Consider the following 15393-nt stretch of genomic DNA (forward strand, 5'->3'; position numbering starts at 1 on the left):
GAGGCATGACACACCGCGCCGGCACAAGGGGCGCGAGGGGCGCGAGGACTGCCTCGGCACTTCGGCCCGCGCCGACCGGATCGTCGTCATGGAATCCGGCCGGGTCCGCTCGGTGGGCACCCATGAGGAACTGGTGGCCGAGGACCGGCTGTACGCACAGCTGGCGGCCACCCAGCTCCTCGCCCCCGCGCGATGACCCACCACACGCCAGGTTGTCCGGTCGGCGACTGCCCCGCTCCCGGCCGGACACCACGCGCACCCACACCCACGTTCACGGAAACCAAGACCGCGAAAGGCCCCGCATGCTCACCGAGCCCGCCACCCGGGACAGACACGCGGTGTGGAGCCGACCGGCACAGCCGACCGCCCTGTTCGGCGGCGTGTACGGCCTCCTGGTGTCGAGTTCGGCCGTCGCCGCGCTCACCCGGTTCGGCGAGACGACCCGGGCGGCACGCATGGACGACGCCCTGTGGGTCCCGTTCACCGCCCCCGCCTCGGCCCTGGCGTCCGGGCTCGGAACGACCTCGTCATGCCAGGGGGTGTTTCGAAAGTCCCGCGCGGTGCCCGCGGTGTCCGGTGCGTGCCCTCGGCGCGCCGGACGAAGGCCCTCGTACTGGACGTACTTGGGCCTTTGGCCGGTGCGGCGAGGGTGCGTGCCGGGCACCGTGGGTGCTGTGCGGGACTTTCGAAACACCCCCTAGGCGTCAGCCAGGCGGTCCCCGCCCGTCACGTCCCGGCGAGTGAAACGTTCCTTCCCTCACCGCGCGCGTACACCCCCGCCGGACCTCACACCCCCGCCGCGGCCGCCCCGGCCTTCCCCGCGAGCGCGGCCGCCGCGGCCCCCACCAGCCCGGCGTCCGTGCCCATCTGGGCGGGCGTGATGGTCAGGCGCTGGACGAAGGACAGGGTGGCGTAGTCGCTCAACGCCTTGCGGAGCGGCGTGAAGAGGATGTCGCCCGCCTTGCCCACTCCCCCGCCGATCACGGCGATGTCGATCTCGACGAGGGTCGCGGTGGCCGCGATCCCGGCGGCCAGGGCCCGCGCGGCACGCTCGAAGGAGGCGACGGCGACCGGGTCGCCCTCCCGGGCCGCGGCGGCCACCGCGGCGGCGGAGGTGTCGCCGTCCGGGCCGGGCCGCCAGCCCTTCTCGACAGCCCGCCGCGCGATGTTGGGGCCGCTGGCGATGCGCTCCACGCAGCCGCGCGAACCGCACGGGCACGGGTCGCCGTCCAGTTCGACGCTGATGTGGCCGATGTGGCCGGCGTTGCCGGTGGGGCCCGGGTGCAGTCGGCCGTTCAGCACCAGGCCGCCGCCGACGCCTGTGGAGACGACCATGCAGAGCGCGTTGTCGTGCCCCCGTGCCGCCCCCTGCCAGTGCTCGGCCGCGGTGATGGCCACACCGTCGCCGATCAGCTCGACGGGGAGGCCACCGGCCGCCTCCCGAACCCGCCGGACCAGCGGATAGCCGCGCCAGCCGGGCACGTTCACCGGGCTCACGGTGCCCGCGGAGGCGTCCACGGGTCCGGCGCTACCGATGCCGAGGGCCGTAGCGCGGACCCACAGGGGCGATGCGGTGAGCTCGCCGACGACCTCCTCGACGGCCCGCATCACCGTCTCGCCGTCCTCCCGCGCCGGCGTCGCGCGCTGAGCCCGGACCACGATCGTGCCGTGGCCGTCCACCAGCGCTCCGGCGATCTTGGTGCCGCCGATGTCGAGCGCAGCCACGAGGTCGGTGTGCATCAGTGTGAGTTCTCCCCAACTGTTCGGATCTCCCCGTCAACCACGGGAATTGGGCGAGCCGGTCTCGCGGTGGGGGCGCAGGCCGGAGATCGCGGTGGACAGTGTCCCCCGGATCTGACAACGTTGTCCAGGCTCTATGCTCGACGCCACATCCTCATACAAACCCATGGACCGACGCATCCCCGTGGACAGACGCTTCGCAGTGGACCGACGCTTCCCCGTGGACGACAGGACAGGACGCCGCATCGTGCCCGAGACCATCCGCCGATCCGACCGCGCACCCGAGAACCGCTACGGCAACCGTCCGACCATGAAGGACGTCGCAGCGCGGGCGGGAGTCGGTCTGAAGACCGTCTCGCGCGTGGTCAACGGTGAGCCCGGTGTCACCCCGGAGACGGAGCGCCGCGTCCAGGAGGCCATCGACGCCCTGGGCTTTCGCCGCAACGACAGCGCGCGGGTGCTGCGCAAGGGCCGCACGGCGAGCATCGGTCTGGTCCTGGAGGATCTCGCGGATCCGTTCTACGGGCCGCTGAGCCGCGCGGTCGAGGAGGTCGCCCGAGCGCATGGCGCCCTGCTGATCAACGGCTCCAGCGCCGAGGACCCGGACCGCGAGCAGGAACTGGCACTGGCGCTGTGCGCGCGGCGGGTGGACGGCCTGGTGATCATTCCGGCCGGCGACGACCACCGCTATATGGAGCCCGAGCTCAAGGCGGGTGTCGCCACGGTGTTCGTGGACCGGCCGGCCGGGAAGATCGACGCCGACTGCGTGCTGTCCGACAACTTCGGCGGCGCCCGCGACGGCGTCGCCCACCTCATCGCGCACGGGCACCGCAGGATCGGCTTCGTCGGCGACATGCCCCGCATCCACACGGCGGCCGAGCGGCTGCGCGGCTATCGGGCCGCCATGGAGGACGCGGGCATACCTGTGGCGGACTCCTGGATGTCCCTGGGCGTCACCGACCCCGAGCGGGTGCGCCGGGCGGCCGAGGAGATGCTCTCCGGCCCCTCCCCCGTCACCGCGATCTTCGCGGGCAACAACCGTGTGACGGTCACCGTGATCCGTGTCCTCGCCGAGCAGAACCGCCCCGTCGCCCTCGTCGGCTTCGACGACATCGAGCTCGCCGACCTGCTCCAGCCCGGCGTCACCGTCGTCGCCCAGGACGCCGCGGCCCTCGGCCGTACCGCCGCCGAGCGCCTCTTCCGCCAGCTCGACGGCACCCTGGTCACCCCTGAACGCATCGAGCTGCCGACGCGGCTGATCACCCGCGGCTCGGGCGAGCTGCCGCCGGCGGACTGAGCGGCCCATGGACGACATCACGAGCGGGCCGTCGCGGCCCTCGCCCTCGCACAGCCGCACGTTGGAAGCGCTGGGCCTGGCCGACGCACCACGCGATCAACCGCTCCTCTACCCGGGCGCCTGGCCCGCGGACTCCGGACTCCTCGACGGGGACCAGCTGCTGCCCCTGGACCGTCTGGTGCACGACGACCGCGTGCCCGTCCTCGCGGTCGGCTCCAACGCCTGCCCCGGCCAACTGCGGCACAAGATGGACGCGTTCGGGATCACCTCCCCCATCCCCATGGTGAAGGTCCGGATCACCGGCATCGACGTGGGCGTCTCCGCACACGTGAGCCGACTGGGTTACGTCTCCGCCTCCCCCTTCGACGCCCCCGGCCACGTACGGGACTTGTTCATCACCTGGCTCGACGCCGAGCAGCTCGAGGTGATCGACGCGAGCGAGGGCGTGCCGGTGCCGCACGGCAACTACGACCGGGTCTGGCTGCCGGCGCCCGACCTGCGGTTCGACCTGGCCGACGGCAGCACGCTCCCGGGCACCTTCGTGTACGTCAACCGCCATGGCGTCCTGCACGACGGCACCGGCGCGCCGCGCACCCACCCCGGCCAGCGGGCGCTGATCACCGAACTCCTGCTGGGCTCGCCCCGGTTGCGGCAGTTGTTCGGTGACTCCCCCGAGGAGTTCTGCGCGCGAGCGCGGGCCGACGCGCGGCTGTGCGAGCGCGGGACCCGGCTGTTCGCGCAGGAGCGGATGGTGACGGCCTCGGGGCTGGAGAAGTACGTCGAGGTTCAGCGGACCTGAGAAACAGCGGACCTGAGCGTCAGCAGACCGGGAGGCCGGGCACCGGCTCGTCGTTGTTGCCGCCCTGGATGTAGACGTCGCTGATGAAGACGCCGGTGTTGCCGCTGTCGTCGTCCGTCTTGGCCCACCAGACGTTGGTCCACTGCCCGGACGTCTCACGACGGCCCAGGTTCTGCTGGCAGTAGAAGTAGTTGGTGCCCGCTTTGAGGACGCCCACCTCGGTGCCGGACGCGGTGTACGACTTGGCCTGGGTCCAGACCTGGCAGTTGTACTTGCCGCCGCCGATGGACTGGCAGGCGTCGGGCTGGGGGGTGCTGCCGCCCCCGCCGGTGGTTCCGCCGCCGCCTGTGGTTCCTCCCCCGCCCGTGCCGCCGCCGCTGCCGGAACCGCCGCCCGTGGTGCCCCCGTCGGTGCCGCCGCCCGAGGTCTTGGTCGGGGACGCCGTGGTGGGCTCGTCGGTGGCGTCGGTCTCCGCCGTGCCACCGGGGGACTTGGTCGCGTCGGGGGACTTCTTGTCGTCGTCCGTGTCGGTCAGGCCGGCCTCGCCCGAGGGGCGGGCGTCAGGACTGCCGGTCGCCGGGGCGGAGGCGCCGGTGGAGGTGGTGGACGACGTGTTCTGCGCCTCGGTCTTGGATTCGCCCTTGTTGTTCACCAGGGCGACGGTGACGCCGGCCGCCGCGAGGACGACGGTGACGGCCACGGCGGCGAGCAGGGCACGGCCCTTGCGCCGGGAGGGGGTGCCGGAGGACGTGGCCATCGGGCCGGTGGCGTCCGGGAAGTGCCGCTGCGGGGGCGGGGCGCCGTACGGCGACGCGGTCGGGTGTCCCGGAGTGCCGTATCCCTCACCCTGACCTGCCTGTCCCGCCGAACCGGGCCGGCCGGGGGTGCCGAAGCCCTGGACGGGCGGCATGCCCTGTCCGGGAGTCCCGGGTCCCTGAGCCGCCGACGCGCCCGGTGCCGCGGCGCCGAAGCGCGGTGCCCCGGGCAGGCCGGAAGCGGGTACGCCCTGCTGCCCGACGGGGTTCGCCCCCGCCGCGGGCCCGAAGCCGGGCGGCGCCGAAGGGGCGCTGCGCTCCGTCTCGTCCGGTACGGGCCCGGCGCCCACCGGACCTCGCAGCGCTGCCGTCGCCGCGTCCGTGCCGCCCGAGTCCGCCACCGCCTGGAGGAGTTCTCGCGCCTCGTCGGCCTCGGGACGGGACTCGGGCCGCTTGTCCATCAGCCGTTGCAGGACGGGACCGAGGGCTCCGGCGTTGCGGGGCTCTTGCAGGGGCTCGCTGACGATCGCGGTGAGCGTGGAGAAGGTCGAGGTACGGCGGAAGGGTGCGGAACCCTCCACCGCCGCGTACAGCGTGGCACCGAGCGCCCAGACGTCCGAGGACGGGCCCGGATCGGCGCCCTGGGCGCGCTCGGGGGCCATGTAGTCCAGGGAGCCGACTAGATGGCCGGTGCGGGTCAGGTGGGTGGCCGAGCCGTCGGCCGGGTCTTCCATGGTGGCGATGCCGAAGTCGGTCAGGACTACGCGGCCGGAGCGTTCGAGCAGGATGTTGCCCGGCTTGACGTCACGGTGCAGGACGCCGGCCCGGTGGGCGGCGGCCAGCGCGTCCATGACCTTGGCGCCGATGCCGGCCGCCTCCCGTGCGTCGAGGGTGCCGCGCTCGCGCAGCACCGCCTCCAGGGAGGGGCCGTCGACCAGCTCCATGACGATCAGGGGGCGGCCGTCGACCTCGGCGACATCGTGCACGGCAACGACGCCGGGATGCTTGACCCGGGCCGCCGCGCGGGCCTCGCGCTGCATCCGCAGCCGCAAATCGGCGAGTTCGGGACCGTCCGCGTCCGAGTAGGTCCGCAGTTCCTTGACGGCGACCTCACGGCCCAGCACCTCGTCGACGGCCCGCCAGACCACACCCATGCCGCCGCGTCCGAGCTGCGCCAGCACGCGATAACGCCCGGCCAGCAGCCGACCGGTCTCGTCCGCCTGTCCGTTCTCCCCCGATGACACCGCTGCCCCGTTCCTGTGACACCACTGACACGTCGATGCGTGGCGTACAGACTACGGGGCGGGGGTGACAACTCCAGCCGGTGGTTGCGAAGGTGACAGGTCCGCTACTTCGCGGAAGCCGTCAAATCGCCCCTCCTGGGCGCCGCGAAGCCCTCCAGATCGACTCGGGTGAGGCCGGTCAGGCGGGCGACCTCGCCGATGTCGAGGGCGCCGCAGTCCAGGCCGCGCAGCAGGTAGCCGCTGAGGGCCTTGGCGGTGGCGGGCTCGTCCATGACGTCGCCGCCGGCCCGGTTGGCGTAGCGGGCGAGGCGGGCAGCGGCCTGCTCAAAACCTTCACGGTAGAAGGCGAAGACGGCCGCGTACCGGGTGGGGATGTGGCCGGGGTGCATGTCCCAGCCCTGGTAGTAGGCGCGGGCGAGGGCACGGCGGGTGAGGCCGTAGTGCAGTCGCCAGGCGTCGTGGACCTTCTCGGTCGGGCCGACGGGCAGGACGTTCGTCGAGCCGTCGGAGACGCGTACGCCGGTGCCGGCCGCCGCGACCTGCATGATCGCCTTGGCGTGGTCGGCGGCCGGGTGGTCGCTGGCCTGGTAGGCGGCGGAGACGCCGAGGCAGGCGCTGTAGTCGAAGGTGCCGTAGTGCAGGCCGGTGGCGCGACCCTCGGCGGCCTGGATCATCCGGGCGACGGTGGCCGTGCCGTCGGTGGCGAGGATGGACTGGCTGGTCTCGATCTGGATCTCGAACCCGATCCGGCCGGGCTCAAGACCACGTGCCTTCTCGAACTCCTCCAGGAGCCGCACCATCGCGGTGACCTGCTCGGGATACGTCACCTTGGGCAGGGTGAGGACGAGCCCGTCGGGCAGGCCGCCGGCCTCCATCAGGCCGGTGAGGAAGATGTCGAGGGTGCGGATGCCCCGGTCGCGTACGGGCGCCTCCATGCACTTCATGCGGATGCCCATGTACGGAGCGGCCGTGCCGTTCTCGTAGGCCTCGGCGATCAGCCGTGCCGCGCGGGCGGCGGACTCGTCCTCCTCGGCGTCGGGGCGAGGGCCGTAGCCGTCCTCGAAGTCGACGCGCAGGTCCTCGATGGGCTCGCGCTCCAGCTTGGCGCGCACCCGCGCGTGGACGGGCTCGGCGAGTTCGTCGGACAGGCCGAGGACCGCGGCGAAGGAGGCGGCGTCCGGGGCGTGTTCGTCGAGGGAGGCGAGCGCCTGGTCGCCCCAGGAGCGGATGGTGCCGGCGGCGAAGACGTCACCGGGGACGTAGACGGTGTGGACGGGCTGGCGGCCGCCGGGGTCCCCGGGGTAGCGACGCTCCAGCTCGGCGTCGACCGGCGCGAGGGAGGCGCTGATCTCCTCGCTGACGGCGCCCGCGAGGCTCGTCGCCACCTTCTCCTGCTGGCCCTGACCCATCCCACACCCTCCTGTTTTCCACCATACGGAATCAACAATCCGTAGAACGAAGTTATCTGGGGATCTTCCGCCTGGTCAACACCATGTCCACGGAGAGACACTCCGCCATCTCGCCATGTTCACGTCCACCTCAGGGCGCGGTATCACACTTCCATATCCCTACGCACGCCCCGCACGACTCGTCCGGCCGTTCCCACCGAAGGAGCCCCTGTGCCGAAACACAGCCGAGTCACGCGCCGTCTGGGCCTGAAGGCCGTGCTGGCCGCGGCGGTCACCGCGCCCCTCTCCAGTACAGCACTGCCCACGTCGTCCGCCTCGGCGGGCGAACCCGCCCCCCGTGGACAGCTCCGGGCCATGTCCTTCAACCTGCGCTTCGCGAGCACCGCCGAGCCCAACAGCTGGGCCGTCCGCAGACCGGTCATGCGCGAGCTGCTGCGCCACGAGGCACCGCATGTCATCGGCACCCAGGAAGGCGTCTTCGCACAGCTGCTGGACCTCGACTCCGACCTCGGTCCGCACTACGACTGGCTGGGCACCGGCCGGCTGCACGGCAGCCGCGACGAGGCCATGGCGGTCTTCTACGACACCCGGCGTCTGCGCCCGACCGAGTACGACCACTTCTGGCTCTCCGACACCCCGGACGTGATCGGCTCCAACACCTGGGGCGCGGCCTTCGCCCGCATGGTCACCTGGGTCCGGTTCCGCGATCTGGCCGACGCCGGACGGGAGTTCTACGTCCTCAACACCCACTTCGACCATGTCAGCCAGTACGCGCGCGAGCGCAGCGCCGCGCTCATCGCCGCGCGGATCGCCGGGTTCGGCCGCTCCCTGCCGGTGGTGGTGACCGGGGACTTCAATGTCGCCGCCCACCGGAACACGGTGTACGACACCCTGCTCGGCGCCGGGCTCGTCGACACCTGGGACACCGCACGCGAGCGCAGCGCGCTGTACGCGACCTTCCACGGCTACAAGCCGCTGACGCCGAACGGCGACCGCATCGACTGGGTCCTGACCACACCCGGGGTCACGGCGCACCGGGCGGCGATCAACACGTTCTCCGACGACGGCCAGTTCCCGAGCGACCATCTGCCCGTGCAGGCGTTCCTGAGCCTGGGATGACACGAGGCCCCCGTGACCGCCGGACGGTCACGGGGGCCTCGGTGTGCCCGATCGGGATCAGCCCTTGCGGGTCTTGATCTCCTCGGTCAGCGCCGGGACGACGTCGAAGAGGTCGCCGACCACGCCGTAGTCGACCAGCTCGAAGATCGGGGCCTCGGCGTCCTTGTTGATCGCCACGATCGTCTTCGAGGTCTGCATGCCCGCGCGGTGCTGGATCGCGCCGGAGATGCCGGAGGCGATGTACAGCTGCGGGGAGACGCTCTTACCGGTCTGGCCGACCTGGTTGGTGTGCGGGTACCAGCCCGCGTCCACCGCGGCACGCGAGGCACCCACGGCCGCGCCGAGGGAGTCGGCGAGGGCCTCGATGATCGCGAAGTTCTCCGCGCCGTTGACACCACGGCCGCCGGAGACCACGATCGCGGCCTCGGTCAGCTCCGGACGGCCGGTCGACTCACGCGGCGTGCGCGCGGTGACCTTGGTGCCGGTGGCCTGGGCGGAGAAGGTGACGGACAGAGCCTCGACCGCGCCGGCGGCCGGGGCGGCCTCCACGGCGGCCGAGTTCGGCTTGACCGTGATGACCGGGGTGCCCTTGGAGACACGGGACTTGGTGGTGAAGGACGCGGCGAACACCGACTGGGTGGCCACCGGGCCCTCGTCGCCGGCCTCCAGGTCGACGGCGTCGGTGATGATGCCGGAGCCGATGCGCAGCGCCAGACGCGCGGCGATCTCCTTGCCCTCGGCGGAGGAGGGGACGAGGACGGCGGCCGGGGAGACGGCCTCGACGGCGGCCTGGAGGGCGTCGACCTTCGGGACGACCAGGTAGTCGGCGTACTCGGACGCGTCGTGGGTGAGCACCTTGACCGCGCCGTGCTCGGCGAGCGTGGCGGCGGTGTCGGCGGCGCCGTTGCCCAGCGCGACGGCGACGGGCTCGCCGACGCGGCGGGCCAGGGTCAGCAGCTCCAGAGTGGGCTTGCGGACGGCACCGTCCACGTGGTCGACGTAGACGAGAACTTCAGCCATGGGATTGCTCTCCTGCGGAATGCGAAGTCTTGAAGGGCGGAAGGGGTGTTGAGCCTCGAGCGGGCCGACGGACCCTTAGATGAACTTCTGGCTCGCGAGGAACTCGGCGAGCTGCTTGCCGCCCTCGCCCTCGTCCTTGACGATCGTGCCCGCGGTACGGGCCGGACGCTCGGTCGCGGCGTCCACGACGGTGTACGCACCCTCCAGGCCGACCTCCTCGGCCTCGATGTCGAGGTCGGACAGGTCCCAGGACTGAACCGGCTTCTTCTTGGCGGCCATGATGCCCTTGAAGGACGGGTAACGCGCCTCGCCCGACTGGTCGGTGACCGACACGACGGCCGGCAGGGAGGCCTCGAGCTGCTCGGAGGCGGCGTCGCCGTCCCGGCGCCCCTTGACCGTGCCGTCCTCGACGGAGACCTCGGAGAGCAGGGTGACCTGCGGGACGCCCAGGCGCTCGGCGAGCAGGGCCGGGACGACACCCATGGTGCCGTCGGTGGAGGCCATGCCGGAGATCACCAGGTCGTAGCCGGCCTTCTCGATCGCCTTGGCCAGCACCAGCGAGGTGCCCAGCGCGTCGGTGCCGTGCAGGTCGTCGTCCTCGACGTGGACGGCCTTGTCGGCGCCCATGGACAGCGCCTTGCGCAGCGCGTCCTTGGCGTCCTCGGGGCCCACCGTCAGAACGGTGATCTCCACGTCGTCGTCGGAGTTCTCGGAGATCTGCAACGCCTGCTCGACCGCGTACTCGTCGAGCTCGGAGAGCAGACCGTCCACGTCGTCCCGGTCGACGGTCAGGTCATCGGCGAAGTGCCGGTCGCCAGTGGCGTCGGGCACGTACTTCACGGTGACAACGATCCTCAAGCTCACGCCGGCTCTCCTACTGCGTCGACATTTCTCTGCTGCCTACTTGCAGGCAGCATAGGCGCCCCAAGCGGCTGATCCCGATCGGGGCGACCTGCGCCCCGAGCGAAATATTACTCGTCAGTACACCCAGTTCGTCCCCGCTAAGCAAGCGCTTTGAACTGTGACCTTCGCAACGCAGCGTAATCGGAAACCGACGGCTTCGCAGAACAGCGGGCGGCCGGTTCGGTCACATCGGTCCGGTGAGCTCAGTCACGCAGCCCGTTGAACCGGCCCTGGTGGTACAGCAGCGGACGCCCGGGGCCCGTGGAGTCACCCAGCAGGACCTCGGCCAGCACGATGCGGTGATCGCCGGCGGGCACGCGCCCGACGACCCGGCACGCCATCCACGCGAGTACGCCGTCGAGGACGGGGACACCCCCGGGGCCCTCGTCCCAGACCGTGGGCGGGCCGAAGCGGTCGGCGCCGCTGCGGGCGAAGGTGGCCGCCAGGTCCTGCTGGTGCTCGCCGAGTATGTGGACGCCGACGTGGTCCGTCGCGGCGATCGCGGGCCAGCTGGAGGCGCCCGTGCCGATGCCGAAGGAGAGCATCGGGGGCTCTGCGGAGACGGAGCTGAGGGAGGTGGCGGTGAAGCCGACCGGGCCCGTCTCACCGCGGGCGGTGATCACGGCCACTCCGGCGGCATGGCGCCGGAAGACGGAGCGGAGCAGATCGGGTGAGGCGAGCCGGGGAGCGCCGAGGCCGGACGTGGCCGTCATGGACTTGTCCTTCTGCGAGGGGATGCGTGCGGGCCGGTGGCTGTTCAACAGCCCGGACAGCGCGCGCTCGCGGTGCGGGCCAGATCGACGTGGGCCCGTCCGAAGAGAAGGAGTTCCTCAGGCATCAGGTCAGGCTGACGATAGGTGGTGCGCACAGTCAAGTGTGTTCCGGGATGTGGGAGATGACTCACCCTCGGCATCACAGCCCCTCAGACCGCTTCGCCCAGGGCCGCGATCACGTCCGCCTTGCGCGGCTGCCCGGTGGCCCGCCGTACGACGTTTCCGTCGGCGTCCAGGACCAGCACGGTCGGCGTCTTGAGGATGTCGAGGCGGCGCACGAGGTCCAGGTTGTCCTCGGCGTCGAGTTCTACGTGGGTCACGCCCGGGACCATGCCGGCCACCTCGCCGAGCACCCGTCGGGTGGCCCGGCAGGGCGCGCAGAAGGCACTGGAGAACTGCACGAGGGTGGCGCGTGCGCCCAGCTCGCCGCCCAACTCGGCCGCCGCGAGCCGTTTTCCGTCGTCCCGCCCGCGCACCCGTACTCTCCCGCTCCGCCGCCGATGCAGCACTCCGTAGGCGCTCGCCGCCGCGAGCACCGCCACGCACACCACCAGTCCGGTCATCACCCTCCTCAACCCTTCACGAGACTGCAAAGATTCCCGACGCCCTGAATCCTTTCCCATGCGGAATGCTTGATTCATGGACATCGATGTGAGGGGGCCGCGCTTCGGGGCGGCCGTGACGACCGCGGTGCTGGCGGTCGTTCTGGTCACCGGGAGCGCCTGGCTGCTGGCCTGGCAGACGCTGGCGTTCGCGCTGGGCGCGGCGGGCGGGGTGAGCCGTTCGCCGTACGGCTGGGTGTTCCGTACGGTCGTACGGCCCCGGATCGGGCCGCCTACCGAGTTCGAGGCGCCGCAACCGCCTCGGTTCGCCCAGGCGGTGGGCCTGGTCTTCGCGGGCCTCGGGCTGGCCGGCTACACGCTCGGCCCTCACTGGCTGGGGCTCGCCGCCACCGGGGCAGCCCTCGCGGCCGCCTTCCTGAACGCCGTCTTCGGATACTGCCTGGGGTGCGAGATGTACCTGCTCGTGCGGCGGATGACGGTGCGCGCCGGGTAAAGGGGGCACAAAAGACCGAGGTGGATCACGGGGCGACGTGACGAGGATCTCGCGCTTCCCCGGCACTTGGGCTTGGCCCTCGGCCGTTCTTGGGGCACGATCTGCGACATGCCGTAAACCTACGGCTGCGTAACTTTTCACTGGGAGCTCCCTTCCCAGGCAGAGAAGGAAGGGTCCACCCCGTCCATGGCAGAGCTTGTCTACCGTCCCGTCGTAGGTTTCGCCCAGGCGTTGTTCAAGGCGTGGGACCTCAAGATCGACTGCAAGGGATCGGAGAACATTCCACGCTCGGGCGGCGCCGTGCTGGTGAGCAACCACATCAGCTACCTGGACTTCGTCTTCAACGGCCTGGCGGCCCTCCCGCAGAAGCGCCTCGTTCGCTTCATGGCGAAGGAGTCCGTGTTCCGGCACAAGATCTCCGGGCCGTTGATGCGCGGCATGAAGCACATCCCCGTGGACCGCATGCAGGGTGAGGCGGCGTACGCCCACGCGCTGGACTCGCTGCGTTCCGGCGAGATCGTCGGGGTCTTCCCGGAGGCCACGATCTCGCAGTCGTTCACGCTGAAGAGCTTCAAGTCGGGCGCCGCCCGGCTGGCCCAGGAGGCCGGCGTGCCGCTGATCCCGATGGCCGTGTGGGGCACGCAGCGGCTGTGGACCAAGGGCCACCCGCGTAACTTCAAGCGCAGCCACACCCCGATCACCATCCGGGTCGGCGAGGCGATCGAGGCCTCCAAGGACAAGTACGCGGGTGCGATCACCCGGCAGCTGCGCGAGCGCGTCCAGGAGCTCCTGGAGGCCGCGCAGCGTGCCTATCCCGTCCGCCCCAAGGACGCGCACGACACCTGGTGGATGCCCGCCCACCTCGGCGGTACGGCGCCCACGCCGGAGCAGGTGCGCGCGGCGGAGAGCTCAGCTGGATAGTGCCGCGCGGTGTCGTCGATCGACTGCGGCGCCAACGTGGCTGGTCGCGCCCGCGCGGCAGGGCCGCACATCGAGACGGTCCCGCGCCTCTGAGGGACGTTTCCGAACCGCCTCTATCGACGGACCGTGATCTCTGCTCCCGGGCTGAACTTCTCCAGGAGTTCGGTGAGTTCGGTGGCTGCCTGTTCGGCCTCGGCCGGCGGCATCGGGGACAGGGTCTCCAGGAGGAAGATGCCGGAGACGGTCTGCTCGGTGAGCCGGGTGCGGGGGCCCTGGCGCCAGTTCCAGCGGCGGCAGGTGACGCCCGCGTCGTCGCGCCAGACGACCTCGCCCGCGTCGGGGTGCTCGACGACCTCCTCACCGCCGGCGACGGTCACGAAGTCCTCCTCGCCGGTGGCGCGCACCAGGCGCATCCCGCCTTCGATGCGGTCGATGTCCTCGCCACCGACGGGGACGAGGTGGGCGACGCTGATCGCGTTGTAGACGTCCACCAGCAGGTTGATCCGGGGCAGTCCCGCCTCCGTCAGGGCCCTCTTGGCCAGCGCTTCCGCGGAGTTGCGGGTCCTGGAGGGCTTCGATCCGAACGCCGTGTAGACCTCACGCCAGGCCGCGATGTGCGGGTCCTCGTGCGGAGCGCGCCCCTCCAGGCGTACGGCGAGCCGACGGGCCGCTTCGTCGAGGAGCGCGGAACTCTCCTCGGTGCTCGGCCCGTTGACCAGACCGTACGCCTCGACAGCCACGTGGGTGAAGCCCGGCGCCAGGGCGCGCACCTCGTCGGAGACGGTCAGCGTGAGAGTCATGGTCCACCTTGCGTCGAGGATCAGAATGCGGTGCAGCATACCGGACTGCGCAGTTCATTTCATTGGACGCTTGATCGGGTGTGAAGAACGGCTGAACATCGCCGCAACCCGGCGCCCTGCTACAACCCCTCCCCCGTCCCACGGGTCTCGGCCACCGACCGCTCATCGACAAGGGGGAATCATGAAGCATCGCCTGCTCGCAGCCGCGCTCGCCGGCTGTGCCCTGGCCGCGGTCGGGGGCGGGCCCGTGCACGCCGCGTCCGACCAGTTGTGGATCAGCGTGCCGTCCGAGACCGTGCTGCCCGTGCCGGCCGCCGGCGGTGAAGCCTCCGAGCGGACCCTCGATGTGCGGGTCACCCACGACAACACCGAGAACGGGGTACCGGCCGGGCGACTGACCGTGGACGTGAGCGAGATCGCCGCGTTCGCGCAGGTGTCGTGGCCCGCGAACTGCGTGCCCGAGTCAACGGTCAGGGCGGTCTGCGACTTCGCCGGGATGCCGCCCGGGACGGACAGCGCGGCGGCCGCCCTGCTGGGGCTTCGCGCGCTGCCGGGCGCGGAGCTCGACGCGGCCGGGTACGTGCGGTACTCGGCCGTCGCCGGGGAACTGACGGCCTACCCGGCCCAGACCCGGATCACCGTGGGCGACGGGCCGGACCTCGGGCTCAGCCAGGCCGCGAACCAGCGCGACCTCAGGCCCGGCACGAACACCCGGGTGCGGGCGACGGTCGCCAACAACGGCAGCCGTGCCGTGGACCGTACCCTGCTGTCGGTCTACGCGTCCTACGGGCTGCGGTTCCTGGAGCGGAACTCCAACTGCGAGTACCGCGACCACGCGATCGGTACGTCGGCGCTGTGCGTGCTGGACGAGGCGGTGGCTCCGGGCGAGCGGTACGAGTTGACGAGCGCCCTACAGGTGGGACGGAAGGCGCTGTACGAGCGGTTCGACCACTCCGTACTGCCGTATTCGGACGCGGCGCTGGAAGAGGCTCGGGGTGGCGGGACATGGACTCCGGGGACGGGTCCCGAGCTGGATCTGCGCCCGGTGGCCTCGCGGCAGGCCGTCGTCGGGGGCGAGGACCTCGATCTGTCGGACAACTACCGGACCGTCATCCTCGACGCCCGGAACACCGCCGACCTGAAGGTCACCGGCAGCAAGGTGCGCGGGGCCGCCGGGGACACGGTGACGGCGCGGATCACCGTTCACAACCGGGGCCCGGCGTGGGTCGCGTCGCTGGGCGCGGGCGCGGCCGTGGCCACGGTGCGGTTCCAGGCACCGCAGGGCACGACGGTCGTCGGATGGCCGGAGGAGGAGTGCGGGGAGGAGCTGCCGCCGTCCGAGGAGGGGCCGGCCGTCCCGACCTATTTCTGCCGGACGCCGATCCACCTGCACGACAAGGCCTCGCACACATTCGACGTGCGGCTGCGGATCGACGAGGTGGTGCGCGCAGCACGCACCACCGTCGAGACCCTGAACGACGATCCGGAGCTGTCCATCAGGAAGTTCGACCCGAATCTGCGCAACAACAGCGCCCCGATCGTCGTCAACTGACGGTC

General features: G+C 71.4%; 14 protein-coding genes and 1 pseudogene. 7 read left to right on the top strand and 8 right to left on the bottom strand.

Going from position 1 to position 15393, the window contains the following annotated elements; all coding sequences use genetic code 11:
- Positions 1-52 precede the first annotated feature (52 nt).
- Positions 53-196: pseudogene (locus KUM44_RS33665) on the top strand (ABC transporter ATP-binding protein); the annotation flags it as partial.
- 590 nt (positions 197-786) lie between these two features.
- Here the strand turns inward: KUM44_RS33665 and KUM44_RS33670 are convergent.
- Positions 787-1740, bottom strand: a complete 954-nt coding sequence (locus tag KUM44_RS33670; RefSeq protein ID WP_217213550.1) for an ROK family protein — start codon at positions 1738-1740, stop codon at positions 787-789.
- A 220-nt stretch (positions 1741-1960) separates the two neighbouring features.
- Here KUM44_RS33670 and KUM44_RS33675 point away from each other — a divergent pair, with 220 nt between their 5' ends.
- Together KUM44_RS33675 and KUM44_RS33680 are read left to right on the top strand one after the other, a co-directional pair.
- The gene (locus KUM44_RS33675; protein WP_217213653.1) at positions 1961-3037 is read left to right on the top strand and encodes a LacI family DNA-binding transcriptional regulator; all 1077 of its coding nucleotides are present in this window, start codon (positions 1961-1963) and stop codon (positions 3035-3037) included.
- A 7-nt stretch (positions 3038-3044) separates the two neighbouring features.
- Positions 3045-3836 carry a hypothetical protein gene (locus KUM44_RS33680; RefSeq protein ID WP_217213551.1) on the top strand — a complete coding sequence of 264 codons (792 nt, stop codon included), beginning with the start codon at positions 3045-3047 and terminating at the stop codon, positions 3834-3836.
- A 19-nt stretch (positions 3837-3855) separates the two neighbouring features.
- Here the strand turns inward: KUM44_RS33680 and KUM44_RS33685 are convergent, their stop codons facing one another.
- Together KUM44_RS33685 and KUM44_RS33690 are read right to left on the bottom strand one after the other, a co-directional pair.
- Complete coding sequence (locus KUM44_RS33685) at positions 3856-5835, bottom strand: serine/threonine-protein kinase (protein WP_217213552.1); 1980 nt, start codon at positions 5833-5835, stop codon at positions 3856-3858.
- 104 nt (positions 5836-5939) lie between these two features.
- Positions 5940-7244, bottom strand: a complete 1305-nt coding sequence (locus KUM44_RS33690) for an aldolase/citrate lyase family protein (protein WP_217213553.1) — start codon at positions 7242-7244, stop codon at positions 5940-5942.
- Positions 7245-7454: 210 nt separating this feature from the next.
- Here KUM44_RS33690 and KUM44_RS33695 point away from each other — a divergent pair, with 210 nt between their 5' ends.
- Positions 7455-8363, top strand: coding sequence for an endonuclease/exonuclease/phosphatase family protein (locus KUM44_RS33695; protein WP_217213554.1), 909 nt, complete (start codon positions 7455-7457; stop codon positions 8361-8363).
- Positions 8364-8420: 57 nt separating this feature from the next.
- Here the strand turns inward: KUM44_RS33695 and KUM44_RS33700 are convergent, their stop codons facing one another.
- The 4 genes from KUM44_RS33700 to KUM44_RS33715 all read right to left on the bottom strand — a co-directional run bounded on the left by KUM44_RS33700 (position 8421) and on the right by KUM44_RS33715 (position 11622).
- The gene (locus KUM44_RS33700) at positions 8421-9383 is read right to left on the bottom strand and encodes an electron transfer flavoprotein subunit alpha/FixB family protein (protein WP_217213555.1); all 963 of its coding nucleotides are present in this window, start codon (positions 9381-9383) and stop codon (positions 8421-8423) included.
- A 75-nt stretch (positions 9384-9458) separates the two neighbouring features.
- Positions 9459-10247 carry an electron transfer flavoprotein subunit beta/FixA family protein gene (locus KUM44_RS33705; protein ID WP_217213556.1) on the bottom strand — a complete coding sequence of 263 codons (789 nt, stop codon included), beginning with the start codon at positions 10245-10247 and terminating at the stop codon, positions 9459-9461.
- A gap of 242 nt (positions 10248-10489) precedes the next feature.
- Positions 10490-10999 (bottom strand): flavin reductase family protein, encoded by a 510-nt coding sequence (locus tag KUM44_RS33710; protein ID WP_217213557.1) that lies wholly within the window; start codon positions 10997-10999, stop codon positions 10490-10492.
- A gap of 209 nt (positions 11000-11208) precedes the next feature.
- Entirely contained in the window at positions 11209-11622 is a 414-nt protein-coding gene (locus KUM44_RS33715; RefSeq protein ID WP_217213558.1) for a thioredoxin family protein, read from the bottom strand.
- Between the two features lie 76 nt (positions 11623-11698).
- Here KUM44_RS33715 and KUM44_RS33720 point away from each other — a divergent pair, with 76 nt between their 5' ends.
- Together KUM44_RS33720 and KUM44_RS33725 are read left to right on the top strand one after the other, a co-directional pair.
- Positions 11699-12115, top strand: coding sequence for a DUF4395 domain-containing protein (locus tag KUM44_RS33720; RefSeq protein WP_217213559.1), 417 nt, complete (start codon positions 11699-11701; stop codon positions 12113-12115).
- 186 nt (positions 12116-12301) lie between these two features.
- Positions 12302-13036 carry a 1-acyl-sn-glycerol-3-phosphate acyltransferase gene (locus KUM44_RS33725; RefSeq protein WP_217213560.1) on the top strand — a complete coding sequence of 245 codons (735 nt, stop codon included), beginning with the start codon at positions 12302-12304 and terminating at the stop codon, positions 13034-13036.
- A gap of 113 nt (positions 13037-13149) precedes the next feature.
- On the opposite strand, the gene KUM44_RS33730 is transcribed toward KUM44_RS33725, so the two are convergent.
- Positions 13150-13836 (bottom strand): B3/4 domain-containing protein, encoded by a 687-nt coding sequence (locus KUM44_RS33730; protein WP_217213561.1) that lies wholly within the window; start codon positions 13834-13836, stop codon positions 13150-13152.
- Between the two features lie 181 nt (positions 13837-14017).
- Here KUM44_RS33730 and KUM44_RS33735 point away from each other — a divergent pair, with 181 nt between their 5' ends.
- Positions 14018-15388 (top strand): hypothetical protein, encoded by a 1371-nt coding sequence (locus KUM44_RS33735; RefSeq protein ID WP_217213562.1) that lies wholly within the window; start codon positions 14018-14020, stop codon positions 15386-15388.
- The last annotated feature ends 5 nt before the right edge of the window (positions 15389-15393 follow it).

This window comes from Streptomyces sp. AC550_RSS872 (genome assembly GCF_019049285.1).
In the GTDB taxonomy this organism is placed as follows: domain Bacteria; phylum Actinomycetota; class Actinomycetes; order Streptomycetales; family Streptomycetaceae; genus Streptomyces.